Source organism: Pseudomonas sp. LAMO17WK12:I10, from assembly GCF_900215185.1.
GTDB classification, from domain to species: domain Bacteria; phylum Pseudomonadota; class Gammaproteobacteria; order Pseudomonadales; family Pseudomonadaceae; genus Aquipseudomonas; species Aquipseudomonas chlororaphis.
Genome location: NZ_OBDX01000016.1, coordinates 142,837 through 161,711, shown reverse-complemented (window position 1 = coordinate 161,711; position 18,875 = coordinate 142,837). Strand labels below are relative to the sequence as shown.

Here is an 18,875-nt window from a genome sequence, read left to right as displayed (position 1 = left end):
CAGGCTGCCCGGATCGAGGGTGATGCCGTTCTCGTCGTTTCCTGCCCCATGAATGCGCAGGCATGTCGCCGTGCTCTGTGAGCCTTGGGCTGCCTGGGCGTTTGTCGCGCGAGCGAGTGAGAGCGTTTCGGACGGTAGCGGCAAAAAAAAGCGAGGGTGGTTTCCAGGCCACCCTCGCTTTCATTCGCATGCGCGAGGTTTCAGACGCTGCCCATCACAATGTCGGTATTGAGCAGATCGACCCCGACCAGGGTAATGGTGGTTATCTGTCCACCGGTCTCGGCTACCGTGACGATGCTGTCGGCGCCGGCGTTGTTGATCGACTGCACAACGGCGCCCGCGTCACCAATGAGCACCAGCGCATCGTGCTGGCCTGCTCCAGCATCGAAACCGCTGACCTGGTACTTGTTCTCGGCGCCCGACAGGTCGATGTTGAAGGCATCGCGCTGACCCGTGGTGCCCACCAGCCTGAAGTCGAAGAGGGCATCGGTCGTGTCGTTGGCGAACAGGTTGGCGTTGAACGCACTGCTTGCCGTGTCGCCATCCTTGTCCGTCACCGTCGCGTTGAACGCCAGCTTGACGTCGCTGGCCAGGCTCTCGGTCTCGTGGCTGAACTCGATCGTCGGGATCTTGATCTCGCCCCGGGCCATCGTCAGCTGGACCGCATCGATCAACGATGTAGCCGATTGCTCGACGGTGAAGGACACCTGTCCACCGGCCTCTGGCGTCAGGGTGTTGACCTCGATCAGGTTGGAGAAGGTGCCATCTTCGTAGAAGACCCTGTAGTACAGGTCCTCGGTGGCCGTGTTGTAACCGCCCACGGAGTTGTCGATAAACACCTTCATGCTCGTCAGCAGGCTTTCAGGGTTGACCACGAAGCTTTCATCGGCTGCGCCGATTGCCGCCTGGTTGTCGCCCTGGAGCAGGTTGTTGGCGATGCCGATGCCAGCCGTGCTGACGTTCAAGGCCGCCGAGCCGATGTAGGACGGCAGCGGGTTGGTCTGCAACTGCGCTTCGGTAGGGTCGGACGCGCCAAGCCCGATGCCGGTCTGAATGCTGTTCGCGCCGCTTGCAGGAGCCAGCGGGTTGGCGCCGAAGAACACGATATGCTCGCTACCGATGGTCAGCGTACGCACCGGATCCGGGCCACCGGCATCCAGCGAGCCGTCGGCACTGCTGAGGACGATGGTCGAACGGAAGCCTTCCTCCAGGTCCAGGGCATAGGTGCCATTGGCGTTGGCGGTCAGCGTGTAGTGCACGGTGGTATTGGCCGTTGCCGCGTTGTTGTCGAAGTCACCGGTCAAGGTTCCTGCGAACTGATACGCACCATTGGCGTCCGGTGACGGCGACTGCTCGACCAGCGTACCGGTGCCGGTGGTGGTCGTGTCGTCCGGCCGGACCAGGGTGAACTGACCGTTCACTAGCGAGATGTCCAGCCCGGCCGCACCCAGCCCGTCGGCGCCGGCCGCCATGTCCCAGTAGCCTTGTTGCGCGTGGTCGGTCCCCGTACCGATCAGGTTGCCGAAGGCCAGGGTTGGCGTGTCGTCATCGACGATGATCACCAGCTTGTCGGCTGCGGCGGTCACTGTGTCGCCGTCCTTGTCGGTGGCCTGCAGCATCGTGCCCAGGTTGAGGGTGAGGTCGTTTTCGTCATTGCCCGCCGCGTGATCCAGGTGCTGGAGCAGGCTGAAGGTGTAGGCACCCGCTACCGTCAGGCTGAGGGTGAACACGTCAGTCGCGCCGGCCTTGGCGGTCAGGGTGTTGCCCAGGACGCTGTAGGTCAGTGCCACTCCACCGGAGCTCAGGGCTGGCAAGCCGCTGGTGTTGCTCGACAAGGAGTAGCTCAGCGGTACGTCGGCCCCGGACTGGAAGAGGCCGCTGACGTTGCCGCTGACCGTGGTGACCTCGCCAGGTACGTCGCCGATGCCACCGGCGATGCCGTTGGCCAGGCCGTCCTCGTCGACAGTGCCGGTCACGGCAGTGCCATTCGCCGTTGGCGTGTCGTCATCGACGGTGATCACCAGCTTGTTGGGCGCGGCGGTTACCGAGTCGCCGTCCCTGTCGGTGGCTTTCAGCAAGGTACCCAGGTTGAGGGTGATGTCGTTTTCATCGTTACCGGCTGGATGGTCCAGCGGCTGCAGCAGGCTGAAACTGTAGTCACCCGCAGCATTGAGGCTGAAGGTGAACACATCGACTGCGCCGGCCTTGGCCGTCAGGGTATCGCCCGCCACGCTGTAGACCAACGCCACCCCGCCCGAACTCAGGGCCGGCAGGCCACTGGTATCACTCGACAAGGAGTAAGTCAGCGGTACATCGGCACCCGATTGGAAGATACCGCTGATGCTGCCACTGGTCGTGGTGGCTTCACCGGGCACGTCACCGATACCACCGGCAATGCCGTTGGCCAGGCCGTCCTCATCGACGGTACCGGCCGCGGCGGTGCCATTTGCCGTTGGCGTGTCGTCATCGACCGTGATGACCAGTTTTTCCGCGGTGGCGGTTACCGAGTCGCCGTCCCTGTCGGTAGCCTTCAGCAAGCTTCCCAGGTTGAGGGTGATGTCGTTTTCATCATTGCCGGCTGGGTGATCCAGCGGCTGCAACAGGGTGAAGCTGTAGTCACCGGCGGCGCTGAGGCTGAAGGTGAAGACATCGACTGCGCCCGCTTTAGCCGTCAGGGTATCTCCCAGAACGCTGTAGACCAGCGCCACTCCGCCCGAACTCAGGACTGGCAAGCCGCTGGTGTCACTCGACAAGGCGTAAGTCAGCGGCACGTCGGCTCCCGACTGGAAGACACCGCTGACGCTGCCATTGGCCACGGTGGCTTCACCGGCCACGTCGCCGACACCACCGGCAATACCATTGGCCAGGCCATCTTCATCGACGGTGCCGGCCACCGCGGTGCCATTCGCGGTGGGCGTGTCGTCATCGACGGTAATCACCAGTTTCTCGGCGGCAGCCGTCACCGTATCGCCGTCCTTGTCGGTGGCTTTGAGCAAGGTACCCAGGTTGAGGGTGAGGTCGTTTTCGTCACTGTCGGCTGCGTGATCCAGTGGTCGCAGCAGGGTGAAGCTGTAGTCACCCGCGGCGCTGAGGCTGAAGGTGAAGACATCGACGGCACCGGCCTTGGCGGTCAGGGTATCGCCCGCAACGCTATACACCAGCGCCACCCCACCCGAACTCAGGGCCGGTAGGCCGCTGGTGTCACTCGACAAGCTATAGGTCAGCGGTACATCGGCACCGGACTGGAAGATACCGCTGACACTGCCGCTGGCCGTCGTTGCTTCGCCGGGTACATCGCCGACACCGCCGGCAATGCCATTGATCACCCCGTCTTCGTCGACAGTGCCGCTCACGGCGGTGCCATTCGCGGTGGGTGTGTCGTCATCGACGGTGATCACCAGTTTCTCGGCGGCAGCCGTCACCGTGTCGCCGTCCTTGTCGGTGGCCTTCAGCAGCGTGCCCAGGTTAAGGGTGAGGTCGTTCTCGTCGTTACCGGCCGGGTGATCCAGCGGCTGCAGCAGGGTGAAGCTGTAGTCCCCCGCGGCGCTGAGGCTGAAGGTGAAGACATCGACGGCACCCGCCTTGGCGGTGAGGGTATCGCCCGCCACGCTGTAGACCAGCGCCACCCCTCCCGAACTCAGGGCTGGCAGACCGCTGGTGTCACTCGACAAGCTATAGCTCAGCGGTACATCGGCACCGGACTGGAAGATACCGCTGACGCTGCCGCTGGCAGTCGTTGCTTCGCCGGGTACATCGCCGACACCACCGGCAATGCCATTGATCACCCCGTCTTCGTCGACGGTGCCGCTCACGGCGGTGCCGGTTGCGGTGGGTGTGTCGTCATCGACGGTAATCACCAGCTTGTTGGCGGCGGCCGTTACCGTGTCGCCGTCCTTGTCGGTGGCTTTCAGCAGGGTGCCCAGGTTGAGGGTGATGTCGTTCTCGTCGTTACCGGCCGGATGATCCAGCGGCTGCAGCAGGGTGAAGTTGTAGTCACCTGTAGCACTGAGGCTGAAGGTGAAGACATCGACGGCACCCGCCTTGGCGGTCAGGGTGTCGCCGGCGACGCTGTACACCAGCGCCACTCCGCCAGACGTCAGCGCAGGCAAGCCACTGGTATCACTCGACACGGAGTAAGTCAGCGGTACATCGGCACCGGACTGGAAGATACCCGTCACGCTACCGCTGGCCGTGGTGGCTTCGCCCGGTACGTCGCCGACACCACCAGCGATGCCGTTGGCCAGGCCGTCTTCATCGACGGTTCCGGCCGCAGCGGTTCCGGTTGCGGTGGGCGTATCGTCATCGACCGTGATCACCAGCTTCTCAGCCGCGGCGGTCACGGTGTCGCCGTCCTTATCCGTAGCCTGCAGCAGGGTGCCCAGGTTGAGGGTGATGTCGTTTTCATCGTTACCGGCCGGATGATCCAGCGGTTGCAGCAGGGTGAAGTTGTAGTCACCGGCGGCACTGAGGCTGAAGGTGAATACCTCGGCGCCACCCACGCCCGCATTGGCGGTCAGGGTATCGCCCACCACGCTGTAGGCCAGTGCGACTCCACCCGAGCTCAGGGCTGGCAGGCCACTGGTGTCGCTCGACAAGGCGTAAGTCAGCGGTACATCGGCCCCGGACTGGAAGATGCCGCTGACGCTGCCGCTGGCCGTGGTGGCTTCGCCAGGTACATCACCGACGCCACCGGCAATACCATTGGCCAGGCCGTCTTCATCGACGGTGCCCGCCTCGGCGGCTCCGGTTGCGGTGGGCGTGTCGTCATCGATGGTAATCACCAGTTTCTCGGCGGCAGCCGTCACGGTGTCGCCGTCTTTATCCGTGGCTTGCAGCAGGGTGCCCAGGTTGAGGGTGAGGTCGTTTTCATCGTTGCCGGCTGGGTGATCCAGCGGTTGCAACAGGGTGAAACTGTAGTCACCCGCGGCGTTGAGGCTGAAGGTGAAGACATCGACGGCACCCGCCTTGGCAGTCAGGGTATCGCCGGCCACGCTATAGACCAGCGCCACTCCACCGGACGACAGGGCCGGCAGGCCACTGGTATCGCTCGACAAGGCGTAAGTCAGCGGTACATCGGCACCGGACTGGAAGACGCCCGTCACACTACCGCTGGCCGTTGTGGCTTCGCCAGCCACGTCACCGACGCCCCCGGCGATGCCGTTGGCCAGGCCGTCTTCATCGACGGTGCCCGCCGCAGCGGTTCCGGTGGCGGTGGGCGTGTCGTCATCGACGGTGATCACCAGTTTCTCGGCGGTAGCCGTCACTGTATCGCCATCTTTATCCGTGGCTTGGAGCATTGTGCCCAGGTTGAGGGTGATGTCGTTTTCATCGTTACCGGCCGGGTGATCCAGCGGTTGCAACAGAGTGAAGCTGTAGGCACCGGTGGCACTGAAGCTGAAGGTGAATACCTCGGCGCCACCCACGCCCGCATTGGCGGTCAGGGTGTCACCTACGACGCTGTAGACCAGCGCCACTCCACCCGAACTCAGGGCTGGCAGGCCACTGGTATCGCTCGACAGGGAGTAAGTCAGTGGCACGTCGGCACCGGACTGGAAGATTGCCGTCACATTGCCGCTGGCCGTGGTGGCTTCTCCGGGCACATCGCCGATACCGCCGGCGATGCCATTGGCCAGGCCGTCTTCATCGACGGTGCCAGCCTCGGCGGTGCCGGTGGCGGTGGGCGTGTCGTCATCGACGGTAATCACCAGCTTGTTGGCGGCGGCCGTTACCGTGTCGCCGTCCTTGTCGGTGGCTTGCAGCATTGCACCCAGGTTAAGGCTGATATCGTTTTCATCGTTGCCGGCCGGATGATCCAGTGGTTGCAGCAGGGTAAAGCTGTAGTCACCGGCAGCATTGAGGCTGAAGGTGAAGACATCGACGCCGCCGGCCTTGGCGGTCAGGGTATCGCCGGTGACGCTGTAGACCAGCGCCACTCCGCCAGACGTCAGCGCAGGCAGGCCGCTGGTATCACTCGACAGGGCATAGCTCAGCGGTACATCGGCACCGGACTGGAAGACGCCCGTCACGCTGCCGCTGGCCGTTGTCGCTTCGCCCGGTACGTCGCCGACACCGCCGGCAATGCCGTTGGCCAGGCCGTCCTCGTCGACGGTTCCGGCCGCGGCGGTGCCATTCGCGGTGGGGGTATCGTCATCGACGGTAATCACCAGTTTCTCGGCGGCGGCGGTCACCGTATCGCCATCTTTATCCGTGGCCTTCAGCAAGGTGCCGAGGTTGAGGCTGATGTCGTTCTCGTCATTGCCCGCAGGATGATCCAGCGGTTGCAGCAGGGTAAAGCTGTAGGCGCCCGCCGCGCTGAGGCTGAAGGTGAACACATCGACGGCGCCGGCCTTGGCGGTCAGGGTGTCACCTACGACGCTATAGACCAGCGCCACTCCACCCGAACTCAATGCTGGCAGAGCGCTGGTGTCACTCGACACGGAGTAAGTCAGCGGTACATCGGCACCGGACTGGAAGACGCCCGTCACGCTGCCACTGGCCGTTGTCGCTTCGCCCGGCACGTCGCCGACACCACCGGCAATACCGTTGGCCAGGCCGTCTTCGTCGACAGTTCCGCTGGCAGCGGTTCCGGTCGCGGTGGGCGTATCGTCGTCGACGGTGATCACCAGCTTGTCGGCGGCGGCCGTCACCGAATCGCCGTCCTTGTCGGTGGCTTTCAGCAAGGTGCCCAGGTTGAGAGTGATGTCGTTTTCGTCGTTACCGGCTGGATGGTCCAGTGGCTGCAGCAGGGTAAAGCTGTAGGCACCCGTGGCGCTGAGGCTGAAGGTGAACACATCGACGGCGCCGGCCTTGGCGGTGAGGGTGTCGCCGACCACGCTATACACCAGCGCGACGCCACCGGAAGTCAGGGCAGGCAAGCCGCTGGTGTCGCTCGACAGGGAGTAAGTCAGCGGTACGTCGGCACCGGACTGGAAGATCCCGGTGACATTGCCGCTGGCCGTGGTGACCTCGCCAGGTACGTCGCCGACACCGCCGGCAATACCATTGGCCAGGCCATCCTCGTCGACAGTACCGCTGGCAGCGACGCCGGTCGCGGTGGGCGTATCGTCGTCGACGGTAATCACCAGTTTTTCGGCCGCAGCCGTCACCGAATCGCCATCCTTGTCGGTGGCTTTCAGCAAGGTCCCGAGGTTGAGGGTGATGTCGTTTTCGTCGTTACCGGCTGGGTGATCCAGCGGTTGCAGCAGGGTAAAGCTGTAGGCGCCCGTGGCGCTGAGGCTGAAGGTGAACACATCGACGGCGCCCGCCTTGGCGGTCAGGGTGTCGCCCACCACGCTGTAGACCAGCGCGACGCCGCCGGAAGTCAGGGCAGGCAGGCCGCTGGTATCACTCGACAAGGAGTACGTCAGCGGCACATCGACGCCGGACTGGAAGATAGCGGTCACGTTGCCGCTGACGCTGGTGACCTCGCCAGGTACGTCGCCGACACCGCCGGGAATACCATTGGCCAGGCCGTCCTCATCGACGATACCGGTCGCAGGGGCTCCGGCCGCGGTCGGTCCATCGTCCTCGAAGATCATCTTCGAGCCGATTTCGGTGGTGATCGTGGAGGGGTGGCGCAGCGAGAAACCACCGATGTCGAAGTCGGCGTGGTTATCGCCCCTGGCGTTGACGGCGGCTCCGTTTTCGATCAGCACACGGTTGTGATCGGCGCTGGTGGTGTATTCGATCTGGTAGCCGGCCTTGACGCCGGTGATGGTGGCCACGCCACCCGAGAAGCTGATGGCAATGTTCGGATCATTCACCGAGCCGTCGGAGTTCTCGATCACCAGCCCGGTGCTTTTATCGAAGATGCGCACATTGGTGATGGCCACCGATGCATCGTTCGCATAGCCGTTGATGAAATTCACGCCGCTTTCAACCGCCGTGCTGTAGGCACTGATTTTGACCATCGCGGTCTTGCCGCCTTGCAGCTGCACGACATCGAAACTGGCGGTCATCGTATTGAACATCGCGGTGTAGTTGATGTTGGCTTCGACATCGGCTTCGTTCTGGCTCAGGTTGGGCACGGTCACATCCAGCCGGGCGCCGGTGACGAAGGTCAGGCGGATGCCTTCCTGTTCCACGATCATCTGGTTGTTGGTACCAATGGTGGTCGGGCCACCGCCCTGGCTGGTGTTGATGGTGTCACCGGTGTTGATGTTGGCGCCCGATGACTGGTCCGCAGGGGCTTTACCGGTGGCGATGATCGTCGGATCGCTGACCCGCAACACACCGCCGTCGTTGACCACCGTCGGGTTCGACCCCGTGAACATCAGGAACAGGTTCTGCCCGGAGGGGGCGTTGGTCAGGTCGAATCCGTCCTTGAGGGTGCTGATGAACACCTTGTTCAGCAGGCTGAGGGCATCGTCCGGGTTACTGGCGTCCGGGTGTTTGAGCGGTTGGTATTCCACGGTCCAGATCTTGCCGCCGCTGACCGGCGATCCGGTTTCCTCGATATAGGCCGCGAACACGATCGCGCCGGCAGGGCCACCGGCCCGACCCACAAGGATGTTGTTGTTGGTATCGGTGTACAGCAGGATGCTGGTGCCATCGAGGGTATCCAGACCGCTGTCCAGGCCGTTGAGCGCCGCGCCCAGGCTGTCGGTGAACTTGATATCGAGGATGTTGGTGCCGGGCGTCAGGTTGAGGGTGAAGGCATTGCTGCCCGTGTTGCCCGGAGCACCGGTGTAGCCACTCAAGGCCGCGTCCATGGCGGTACCTGCCCCAAGGGCGGTCAACCGGGTGGCGAAGGCCGAGGGCAGGGCGGACAACAGGATGTCATTGTCGTTAGCGTCTCCCGCGGGGCTTGGCGTGGCGGTGGCGTTCTGCAACCCGCTGGTTTCGTCCAGGGTCACGCTATCGCCGAACACCAGGAAGGGGGGATCGCAGTCCGAATGGGCGGTGGTCAGGTCGTTCGTGGGGGATGCGGTTTTTCTTAGAATAGCCATGACATTCTCCTGAGCAATTCCAGTCGTAGAGACCGGGGCGTGAGCCCTCCGCGGGCATATTTCATAACTATGGAGATGCCACGCAGATTGCGCATTGGCCGATACTCCCAGGCCGGATGGGAGTTTCAGCCCATGCGGCAGGGGACGCGGGAGGAGGTAAGACAGCGATCGCGCAAAGGCCCTCGGGGGGACATTTGGGTTAGCCCGCGTTGGCCGGCGACAGGCCGTCGTCGAGCGGTTCGACGGGCTGCTTGAGCGTTCGCCGCAGCGCTTGTATCGATGCGCAAAAAAAAGCGAGGGTGGTTTCCAGGCCACCCTCGCTTTCATTCGCCTGCGCGAGGTTTCAGACGCTGGCCATCACAATGTCGGTATTGAGCAGGTCGACCCCGAGCAGGGTGATGGTCGTCAGTTGGCCGCCGGTCTCGGCAATCGTCACGATGCTGTCGGCGCCGGCGTTGTTGATCGACTGCACAGTGGCGCCGGGGTCACCAATGAGCACCACCGCATCGCGCTGGCCTGCACCCGCATCGAAGCCGCTGACCTGGTACTGGTTCTCGGCCACCGACAGGTCGATATTGAAGGCATCCCGTTCACCGGCGGTGCCCACCAGCCTGAAATCGAAGGTCTGGTCGCTCGGGTCGTTGGCGAACAGGTTGGCGTCGAACGCGCTGGTGGCGGTATCCCCATCCTTGTCCGTGGTCGTGGCGTTGAACGACAGCTGGATATCGCTGGCCAGGTTCTGGGTCTCCTGAATGAACTGGATCACCGGGATCTTGACCGTGCCCTTGCCCATGGTGAGCTGGACCGCATCGATCAGGTGGGAATCGTCCCACTCCACGAGGAAGGACTTCTGTCCTCCCGCTTCCGCGTGCAGGTCGGCGGCCAGCACCTTGATGGGCGCGCCCGAGGTCGTGCCGTTGTCGTAGTAGATCGTGTAGTACAGCTCTTCCGTGGCCGGGTCGTAGCCCTGCACCGAGTTGTCGATAAAGATCTTCATGGCCGTCAGCAGCGTCTCGGGGTTGACCACGAAACTCTCGTCACCGGCGTTGATGCCCGCCGTGGTGTTGCCCTCCAGGTTGTTGTTGGCGATACCGATGCCCGAGGTGCTGACGTTCATGGCCGCCGAGCCGATGAACGACGGCAGGGGGTTGGTCTGCAACTGCGCTTCGGTAGGGTCGGGCGCGCCGAGCCCGATACCGGTCAGGATGCTGTTATCGCCGGTCTGCGGTGCCAGCGGATTGGCGGCGAAGAACACCACATCCTCGGTGCCGATCATCAGCGTGCGCACCGGGTCCGGACCGCCGGCAGCCAGCGAGCCATCGGCACTGCTGAGGACCACGGTCGAGCGGAAGCCTTCCTGCAGGTCCAGGGCATAGGTGCCGTTGGCATAGGCGCTCAGGGTGTAATGGACGGTGGTATCGGCAGTTGCCGCGTTGTTGTCGAAGTCACCGGTCAGGGTGCCGGCGAACTGGTAGGCGCCATTGCCATCCGGCGAAGGCGACTGCTCGACCAGCGTGCCGGTCCCGGTGGTGGTCGTATCGTCCGGCCGGACCAGGGTGAACTGGTCGTTCACCAGCGAGATGTCCAGGCCGTTGGCACCCAGCCCGTCGGCGCCAGGCCCCAGGTTCCAGTAGCCTTGTTGCGCCAGCTGGGTCCCGGTGCCGATCAGGTTGCCGAAGGCCAGGGTCGGGGTGTCGTCATCGACAGTGATCACCAGTTTGTCGGCCGCGGCGGTCACCGTGTCGCCGTCCTTGTCGGTGGCTTGCAGCAAGCTACCCAGGTTAAGGGTGAGGTCGTTCTCGTCGTTGCCCGCCGCATGATCCAGGGGCTGCAGCAAGGTGAAAGCGTAGGCCCCCACGGCATTGAGGCTGAAGGTGAACACATTGACCGCGCCGGCCTTGGCGGTGAGGGTATCGCCGGCAACACTGTAGGTCAGCGCCACCCCGCCCGAACTCAGGGCCGGCAGGCCGCTGGTATCGCTCGACAAGGCGTAAGTCAGCGGTACGTCGGCACCGGACTGGAAGATCCCGGTCACGCTGCCATTGGCGGTGGTGGACTCACCCGCCACATCCCCGACACCTCCGGCAATGCCATTGGCCAGGCCGTCCTCATCGACGGTTCCGGCCGCGGCGCTGCCATTGGCGGTAGGCGTGTCGTCATCGACGGTGATCACCAGCTTCTCGGGCGCGGCGGTTACCGTGTCGCCATCTTTATCCGTGGCTTGCAGCAGGGTGCCGAGGTTGAGGGTGATGTCGTTTTCATCATTGCCGGCCGGATGGTCCAGCGGTTGCAGCAGGGTGAAGCTGTAGGCACCGGCGGCGCTAAGGCTGAAGGTGAATACATCGACGGCGCCGGCCTTGGCGGTCAGGGTATCGCCGGCGACGCTATAGACCAGCGCCACCCCGCCCGAACTGAGGGCCGGCAGGCCACTGGTGTCACTCGACAGGGAATAGCTCAGCGGTACATCGGCACCCGACTGGAAGATCCCCGTGACGCTGCCGCTGGCGGTGGTGGCTTCGCCCGCCACATCACCGACACCACCGGCAATACCATTGGCCAATCCGTCTTCATCGACGGTTCCGGCCGCGGCGGTTCCGGTTGCGGTGGGTGTGTCGTCATCGACGGTAATCACCAGTTTCTCGGCGGCGGCCGTTACCGTATCGCCGTCCTTGTCGGTGGCTTGCAGCAAGGTGCCCAGGTTGATCGTGATGTCGTTCTCGTCGTTGCCGGCTGGATGATCCAGCGGCTGGAGCAGGGTGAAGCTGTAGTCACCTGCGGCATTGAGGCTGAAGGTGAAGACATCGACGGCGCCGGCCTTGGCGGTGAGGGTGTCACCCGCGACGCTGTAGACCAGCGCCACTCCGCCCGAACTGAGGGCCGGCAGGCCGCTGGTGTCACTCGACAAGGCGTAAGTCAGCGGCACGTCGGCACCGGACTGGAAGATGCCCGTGACGTTGCCGCCGGCAGTAGTGAGTTCCCCCGGCACATCGCCGACACCACCGGCAATACCATTGGCCAGGCCATCCTCGTCGACGGTGCCGGCCCCAGCGGTGCCATTTGCGGTGGGCGTGTCGTCATCGACGGTGATCACCAGCTTCTCGGCGGCGGCCGTCACTGTGTCGCCGTCCTTGTCGGTGGCCTGCAGCAGGCTACCCAGATTGATCGTGATGTCGTTTTCATCGTTGCCAGCTGGATGGTCCAGCGGTTGCAGCAGGGTAAAGCTGTAGGCGCCCGTGGCACTGAGGCTGAAGGTGAACACATCGACCGCGCCGGCCTTGGCGGTGAGGGTATCGCCGACCACGCTGTAGACCAGCGCCACTCCGCCCGAGCTCAATGCCGGCAGGCCGCTGGTGTCGGTGGACAAGGCATAGCTCAGCGGTACATCGACGCCGGACTGGAAGATGCCCGTCACGTTGCCGCTGGCGGTGGTGGATTCGCCAGGCACGTCGCCGACACCGCCGGGGATGCCATTGGCCAGGCCGTCTTCGTCGACGGTGCCGGCCTCAGCGGTTCCGGCCGCGGCCGGCCCATCGTCCTCGAAGATCATCTTCGAGCCGATTTCGGCGGTCGCGGTGGAGGCCTGGCGCAGGGTGAAGGCACCAATGTCGAAGTCGGCGTGGTTATCGCCCCTGGCGTCCACGGCTGCGCCATTCTCGACCAGCACGCGGTTGTGGTCCGCACTGGTGGTGTATTCGATCTGGTAGCCGGCCTTGACGCCGGTGACAGTGGCCACGCCGCCATCAAAGCTGATGGCAATGTTGGCATCGTTCACCGAGCCGTCGGAGTTTTCGATCACCAGCCCGGTGCTTTTATCGATGACCTGGACATTGGTGATCGCTACCGAGGTGTCGTTCGCATAGCCGTTGATGAAGTCCGCGCCGCTTTCAACCGCGGTGTTGAAGGCACTGATCTTGACCACGGCAGTCTTGCCGCCTTGCAGTTGCACCACATCGAAACTGGCCGTCGTCGCATTAAAGACCGCGGTGTAGTCGATATTGGCTTCGACGTCCGCTTCGTTCTGATCCAGGTTGGGCACGGTCACGTCCTGCCGGGCGCCGGTGACGAAGGTAAATCGAATGCCTTCCTGTTCCACGATCATCTGGTTGTTGGTGCCGAAGGTGGTCGGGCCACCGCCCTGGCTGGTGTTGATGGTGTCACCGGTATTGATATTGACCCCCGTCGACTGGTCGGCGGGGTCCTTGCCGGTGGCGATGATCGTCGGATCGCTGATCCGCAGGACACCGCCGTCATCGACCACCATCGGGTTGGCCTTGGTGAACATCAGGAACAGGTTCTGCCCGGAAGGCGCATTGGTCAGGCTGAACGTCAAGTCCTGGCTGGCGCCGATAAACACCTTGTCCAGCAGGTTGAGGGCATCGTCCGGGTTACTGGCGTCCGGATGCTGGAGCGGTTGGTATTCCACGGTCCAGATCTTGCCGCCCGACAGCGGCGACCCGGTTTCCTCGATATAGGCGGCGAACACGATCGCGCCATCAGGGCCGCCGGCCCGGCCCAGCAGGATGTTGTTGTCGGTATCGGTATACAGAAGGATGTCGATGCCATCGAGGGTATCCAGGCCGCTGTCCAGGCCATCGAGCGGAGCGCCCAGGCTGTCGGTGAAGCCGATATCGACATTGATCGCGCCGGGCGCCAGGTTGAGGGTGAAGGCATTGCTGCCGGTGTCGCCCACGGCACCGGTGTAGCCACTCAAGGCGGCGTCCGTCGCGGTGCCGGCGCCGAGGGCGGTCAAGCGGGTGGCGAAGGTCGAGGGCAGGGCGGCCAGCAGGATGTCATTGTCGTCGGCGTCTCCCGCAGGGGCTGGTGTGGCGGTAGCGTTCTGCAGCCCGGTGGTTTCGTCCAGCGCAACGTTGACGCCGGTTGCTACCACGAGCGGGTCGCTCGTGAGGGATAGGTTTTCTTGCAGGGTGGTCATGACATTCTCCTGGGCAGTTCCAGTCATTGGGGCCGCACCCGGACCCTCTGCTGGCAGATGTCACAACTATGGGGATGCCTGGGAGGTTGCGCATTGGCCGATACTCCCGGGCGGCCTGGGAGTTTCAGCCTATCTGGGAGGGAAATTGGGGGGAGGCGAAGGCGCCGATACATTGCGTGTTCTTCAAACCCTGTGCGCTTGAGCGTTCGGCGCGGCAAAAAAAGCGAGGGTGGTTTCCAGGCCACCCTCGCACGGGTTTGATGCGCCAGGTTTCAGACGCTGGCCATCACAATGTCGGTATTGAGCAGGTCGACCCCGAGCAGGGTGATGGTCGTCAGTTGGCCGCCGGTCTCGGCAATCGTCACGATGCTGTCGGCGCCGGCGTTGTTGATCGACTGCACAGTGGCGCCGGGGTCACCAATGAGCACCACCGCATCGCGCTGGCCTGCACCCGCATCGAAGCCGCTGACCTGGTACTGGTTCTCGGCCACCGACAGGTCGATGTTGAAGGCATCCCGTTCACCGGCGGTGCCCACCAGCCTGAAATCGAAGCTCTGGTCGCTCGGGTCGTTGGCGAACAGGTTGGCGTCGAACGCGCTGGTGGCGGTATCCCCATCCTTGTCCGTGGTCGTGGCGTTGAACGACAGCTGGATATCGTTGGCCAGGCTCTGGGTCTCCTTGATGAACTGGATCACCGGGATCTTGACCGTGCCCAGTCCCATCGTCAGCTGGACGGCATCGATCAAGTGACTGCCATCCCACTGGACGGTGAAGGATTTCTGGCCACCCGTCTCTGTGTGCAGGTCGGCGGCCTGCACCTTGATGGGCGTGCCCGAGGTCGTGCCGTTGTCGTAGTAGATCGTGTAGTACAGCTCTTCGGTGGCCGGGTTGTAGCCCTGCACCGAGTTGTCGATAAAGATCTTCATGCTGGTCAACAAGGTCTCGGGGTTGACCACGAAACTCTCGTCGCCGGCATTGATGCCGGCGGTGGTGTTGCCCTCCAGGTTGTTGTTGGCGATGCCGATGCCGGAGGTGCTGACGTTCATGGCCGCCGAGCCGATGTAGGACGGCAGGGGGTTGGTCTGCAACTGCGCTTCGGTAGGGTCGGGCGCGCCGAGCCCGATACCGGTCAGGATGCTGTTATCGCCGGTCTGCGGTGCCAGCGGATTGGCGGCGAAGAACACCACATCCTCGCTGCCGATCATCAGTGTGCGCACCGGGTCCGGGCCGCCGGCAGCCAGCGAGCCGTCGGCACTGCTGAGGACCACGGTCGAGCGGAAGCCTTCTTCCAGGTCCAGGGCATAGGTGCCGTTGGCGTAGGCGCTCAGGGTGTAATGGACGGTGGTATCGGCAGTTGCCGCGTTGTTGTCGAAGTCACCGGTCAGGGTGCCGGCGAACTGGTAGGCGCCATTGCCATCCGGCGAAGGCGACTGCTCGACCAGCGTACCGGTGCCGATGGTGGTGGTGTTGTCCGGCCGGACCAGGGTGAACTGGTCGTTCACCAGCGAGATATCCAGGCCGTTGGCATCCAGCCCGTCGGCGCCAGCCCCCATGTTCCAGTAGCCTTGTTGCGCCAGTTGGGTCCCGGTGCCGATCAGGTTGCCGAAGGCGAGGGTCGGTCCATCGTCCTCGAAGATCATCTGCGAGCCGATTTCGGCGGTCGTGGTGGAGGCCTGGCGCAAGGTGAAGCCACCGATATCGAAGTCGGCGTGGGTATTGCCCTTGGCGTCGAGCGCCGCGCCGTTCTCGACCAGTACGCGGTTGTGGTCCGAGGCCGTGGTGTATTCGATCTTGTAGCCGGCCTTGATGCCGGTGACGGTGGCCACGCCGCTGGCAAAGCTGATGACAATGCTCGGATCATTCACCGAGCCGTCCGAATTTTCGATCACCAGCCCGGTGGCGTTGTTGATCACGCGAACATTGGTAATGGCCACCGACGTATCGTTCGCATAGCCATTGACGAAACTCGCGCCACTTTCAACCGCGGTGTTGAAGGCACTGATCTTGACCACCGCACTCTTGCCGCTTTGCAGCTGCACCACATCGAAATTGGCGGCCTTGGCATTGAACATCGCGGTGAAGTCGATGTTGGCTTCGACATCGGCTTCGTTCTGATCCAGGTTGGGAATGGTCATGTCCTGCCGGGCGCCGGTGACGAAGGTAAAACGGATGCCTTCCTGTTCCGTGATCATCTGGCTGTTGGTGCCGAAGGTGGTCGGGCCACCGGCCTGGCTGGTGTTGATGGTATCGCCGGTGTTGATGCTGGCGCCCGATGACTGGTCGGCGGGGTCCTTGCCGGTGGCGATGATCGTCGGGTCGCTGATCCGCAGGACACCACCGTCGTTGACCACCGTCGGGCTGGTCTTGGTGAACATCAGGAACAGGTTCTGCCCGGAAGGCGCATTGGCCAGGTTGAACGTCAGGTCCTGGCTGGTGCCGATGAATACTTTATTCAGCAGGTTGAGGACATCGTCCGGGTTGTTGGCGTCCGGATGCTTGAGTGGCTGGTATTCCACGGTCCAGATCTTGCCGCCGCTGACCGGCGATCCGGTTTCCTCGATGTAGGCGGCGAACACAATCGCGCCGGCAGGGCCTCCGGCCCGGCCCAGCAGGATGTTGTTGTTGGTATCGGTATACAGCAGGATGTCGATGCCATCGAGGGTATCCAGCCCGCTGTCCAGGCCATTGAGCGCCGCGCCCAGGCTGTCGGTGAAGCTGATATCGACATTGATCGCGCCAGGCGCCAGGTTGAGGGTGAAGGCATTGCTGCCGGTGTCGCCCACGGCACCGGTGTAGCCACTCAAGGCCGCGTCTGTCGCGGTACCGGCGCCGAGGGCGGTCAAGCGGGTGGCGAAGGTCGAGGGCAGGGCGGTCAGCAGGATGTCATTGTCATCGGCGTCCCCCGTTGGGCTGGCCGTGGCCGTCGCGTTCTGCAATCCGCTGGTTTCGTCCAGGGCAACGTTGGTGCCGGTCGCTCCCACGAGTGGAGCGCCATCCGCCAGGGCGGTGAGGGTCAGTGTGTCGTTGCTGGGGAAGACGGGGTACAGATCGGGAGGGGTATCAGCGGTCAGGTCGGTGGTGGGGGATTGGGGTGTGGTCATGACAGGCTCCTAGGCAGTTCCAGTCGTTGAGGCCGCACCTGGGCCCCTCTGCTGGCAGATGTCACAACTATGGGGATGCGCAGGAGGTTGCGCATTGGCCGATACTCCCAGGCGGCCTGGGAGTTTCAGCCTATACGGCAGGAGAAACGCCTGTCGTTTTACCTGTCCTCGGCGAATGCTTTCTCGATGAAGGCCTCCAGCTCCGCCTCTTCAAGCAGCTCGATGGAGAAATGCCCAAAGCGTTTCGGCAGCCAGAGGATGCGTGTGCCGCTGGGGGACTGGAGATTGTCGCGCGACAGGGGGTTGCCGTTCTCGTCTTCCGGCTGCACTCCCGCGGCCAGCAACTCGTCGTAGGCGGCCTCGATGTCCGGGGTGCTATAGCAGTGACGGTAGATCGTGCCTTCGCCGTTGCTGTCCATCAGCGCCTTGAGATTTCCGGCAAAGGGTTGCACCAGCATCAGGCGCTCCGTGCCAAACCTGACGATCGCATAACGCACATGCAGACCGTCGCGCTGCCAATCCAGGGTCCTGGAAATCCTTGCGCTGAAGACCCGGGCGTAATACGCACACGCTTGCTCGAGGTCTTTGACGAGCACATCCACGTGGCTGAACTTTAATTTCAATGGTTTCTCCTGACGAAAAAGGCAGCAGGTGCTGCACCGATTTTGAGAATCCTCTGATTTATCCCTTGTAGTTGCCCCACATAGACTGCCGCCCCACGCCGATTCCCAGCCAAGGAAGTTGCGACGCCACTGCGAACTCATATCGAGGGGAAATGCTTTGAAGATTCAACAACCGGCGGGGCTGCTGGCACTGACCCTGGGATGCATCATGGGAACTTCTGCCTACGCAGCAAGTTACTGCGGCAGGACTAACTTAGACGATCCATTGAACCCGTCGATCATTACCAGTCTTCCCGCCATTACAACCTTGAAATACGCCTCCATGGGTGGGGTAATGACGTCCTACGACGTAGCGGTCGGACGCCGTTCTGGAGGATGGGCATGGTGCGGTGACTCTCAATGGGGATTGACCGAAGTGGTTACCAGCCTTGTATCAAGAGGCAGTCCAGGGCTTTACGACTCTGGTGTGCCTGGGGTCGGCATTCGTATTGGACACCTTGCCACCAGTAACTGGTACACCCCCAGTTATCCACCTTTTACCATAACCGGAGTATTCGGGAGCACCCTCTATTTTTCCGATAAATTGAGGATAGAGTTTGTGCGTACCGACATCGGTGTCGGAAAGGGCGATATGCCTTCCTTCAACTACAAGATAAGTTTTTTTATTGACACCGATTACACCACTCCGGCACGAGCGGTTTTCCCCATCGAAGGCACGGGCCTTAAAACCAGGTTTGAACATAATGCCTTCTTCACCACTTGCCACACACCCAAGAACAGTACCGAGGTCAATATGGGGCGTCCCGCGGTAGAGCAAGTAAAACGCGGGTCGGTCCAGGAATTTCCATTCGCCCTGGATGTTGTGTGCGAAGGCCTCAATCCCACGGTCAAGCCACCGGTGAAGGTCTACTTCGAGGGCAACTCCGTTCGTGATGGCTTGTTGAATCTGAACGGTTCCGGACAATCTGGCGTCGCCAAAGGCGTTGCCATCTCGCTGACCAGCGACAAAAACGTGGCACTCCCCTTCAGCAAAGCCAAGGCGGTGGCCCTGGATTGGCAAGCCAGTGGCCCCAGCATCGAGATGTACCGCTTTGCCGCAAAGGCACGCTACGTCACTACAGGCGCAGAAGTCGTCGCCGGCAAAGCCGATGCCACGCTGACCTATGTACTGGAATACAACTGATCACGTTTCCTGCCCTGGGACGCAGAAAAAAGCCACTCAATCAGTGGCTTTTTTTGTGCCCGGAATTTGCGTCCTGCAGCGCATCAA

The 18,875-nt window shown here is 62.8% G+C and carries 5 protein-coding genes; 1 reads left to right on the top strand and 4 read right to left on the bottom strand.

What is annotated here, in order from left to right; all coding sequences use genetic code 11:
* Positions 1-200: 200 nt before the first annotated feature.
* From CRO75_RS18395 to CRO75_RS18380, 4 genes are all read right to left on the bottom strand, one after another.
* Positions 201-8,948, bottom strand: coding sequence for a hypothetical protein (locus CRO75_RS18395; RefSeq protein ID WP_097137346.1), 8,748 nt, complete (start codon positions 8,946-8,948; stop codon positions 201-203).
* A gap of 343 nt (positions 8,949-9,291) precedes the next feature.
* Complete coding sequence (locus CRO75_RS18390; protein ID WP_097137344.1) at positions 9,292-13,881, bottom strand: hypothetical protein; 4,590 nt, start codon at positions 13,879-13,881, stop codon at positions 9,292-9,294.
* A 272-nt stretch (positions 13,882-14,153) separates the two neighbouring features.
* Positions 14,154-16,982: a hypothetical protein gene (locus CRO75_RS18385; protein ID WP_097137342.1), complete on the bottom strand. Its 2,829-nt coding sequence runs from the start codon at positions 16,980-16,982 to the stop codon at positions 14,154-14,156.
* A 158-nt stretch (positions 16,983-17,140) separates the two neighbouring features.
* Positions 17,141-17,605, bottom strand: a complete 465-nt coding sequence (locus CRO75_RS18380) for a VOC family protein (protein ID WP_097137340.1) — start codon at positions 17,603-17,605, stop codon at positions 17,141-17,143.
* 157 nt (positions 17,606-17,762) lie between these two features.
* Here CRO75_RS18380 and CRO75_RS18375 point away from each other — a divergent pair, with 157 nt between their 5' ends.
* On the top strand, positions 17,763-18,788 hold the full coding sequence (locus tag CRO75_RS18375; protein ID WP_239990607.1) for a fimbrial protein: 1,026 nt from the start codon (positions 17,763-17,765) through the stop codon (positions 18,786-18,788).
* The last annotated feature ends 87 nt before the right edge of the window (positions 18,789-18,875 follow it).

What these genes read in the sequence shown, in the direction of transcription:
- CRO75_RS18395 (WP_097137346.1), bottom strand. Translation starts at nt 8,948, where the DNA reads ATGGCTATTCTAAGAAAAACCGCATCCCCCACGAACGACCTGACCACC.
- CRO75_RS18390 (WP_097137344.1), bottom strand. Translation starts at nt 13,881, where the DNA reads ATGACCACCCTGCAAGAAAACCTATCCCTCACGAGCGACCCGCTCGTG.
- CRO75_RS18385 (WP_097137342.1), bottom strand. Translation starts at nt 16,982, where the DNA reads ATGACCACACCCCAATCCCCCACCACCGACCTGACCGCTGATACCCCT.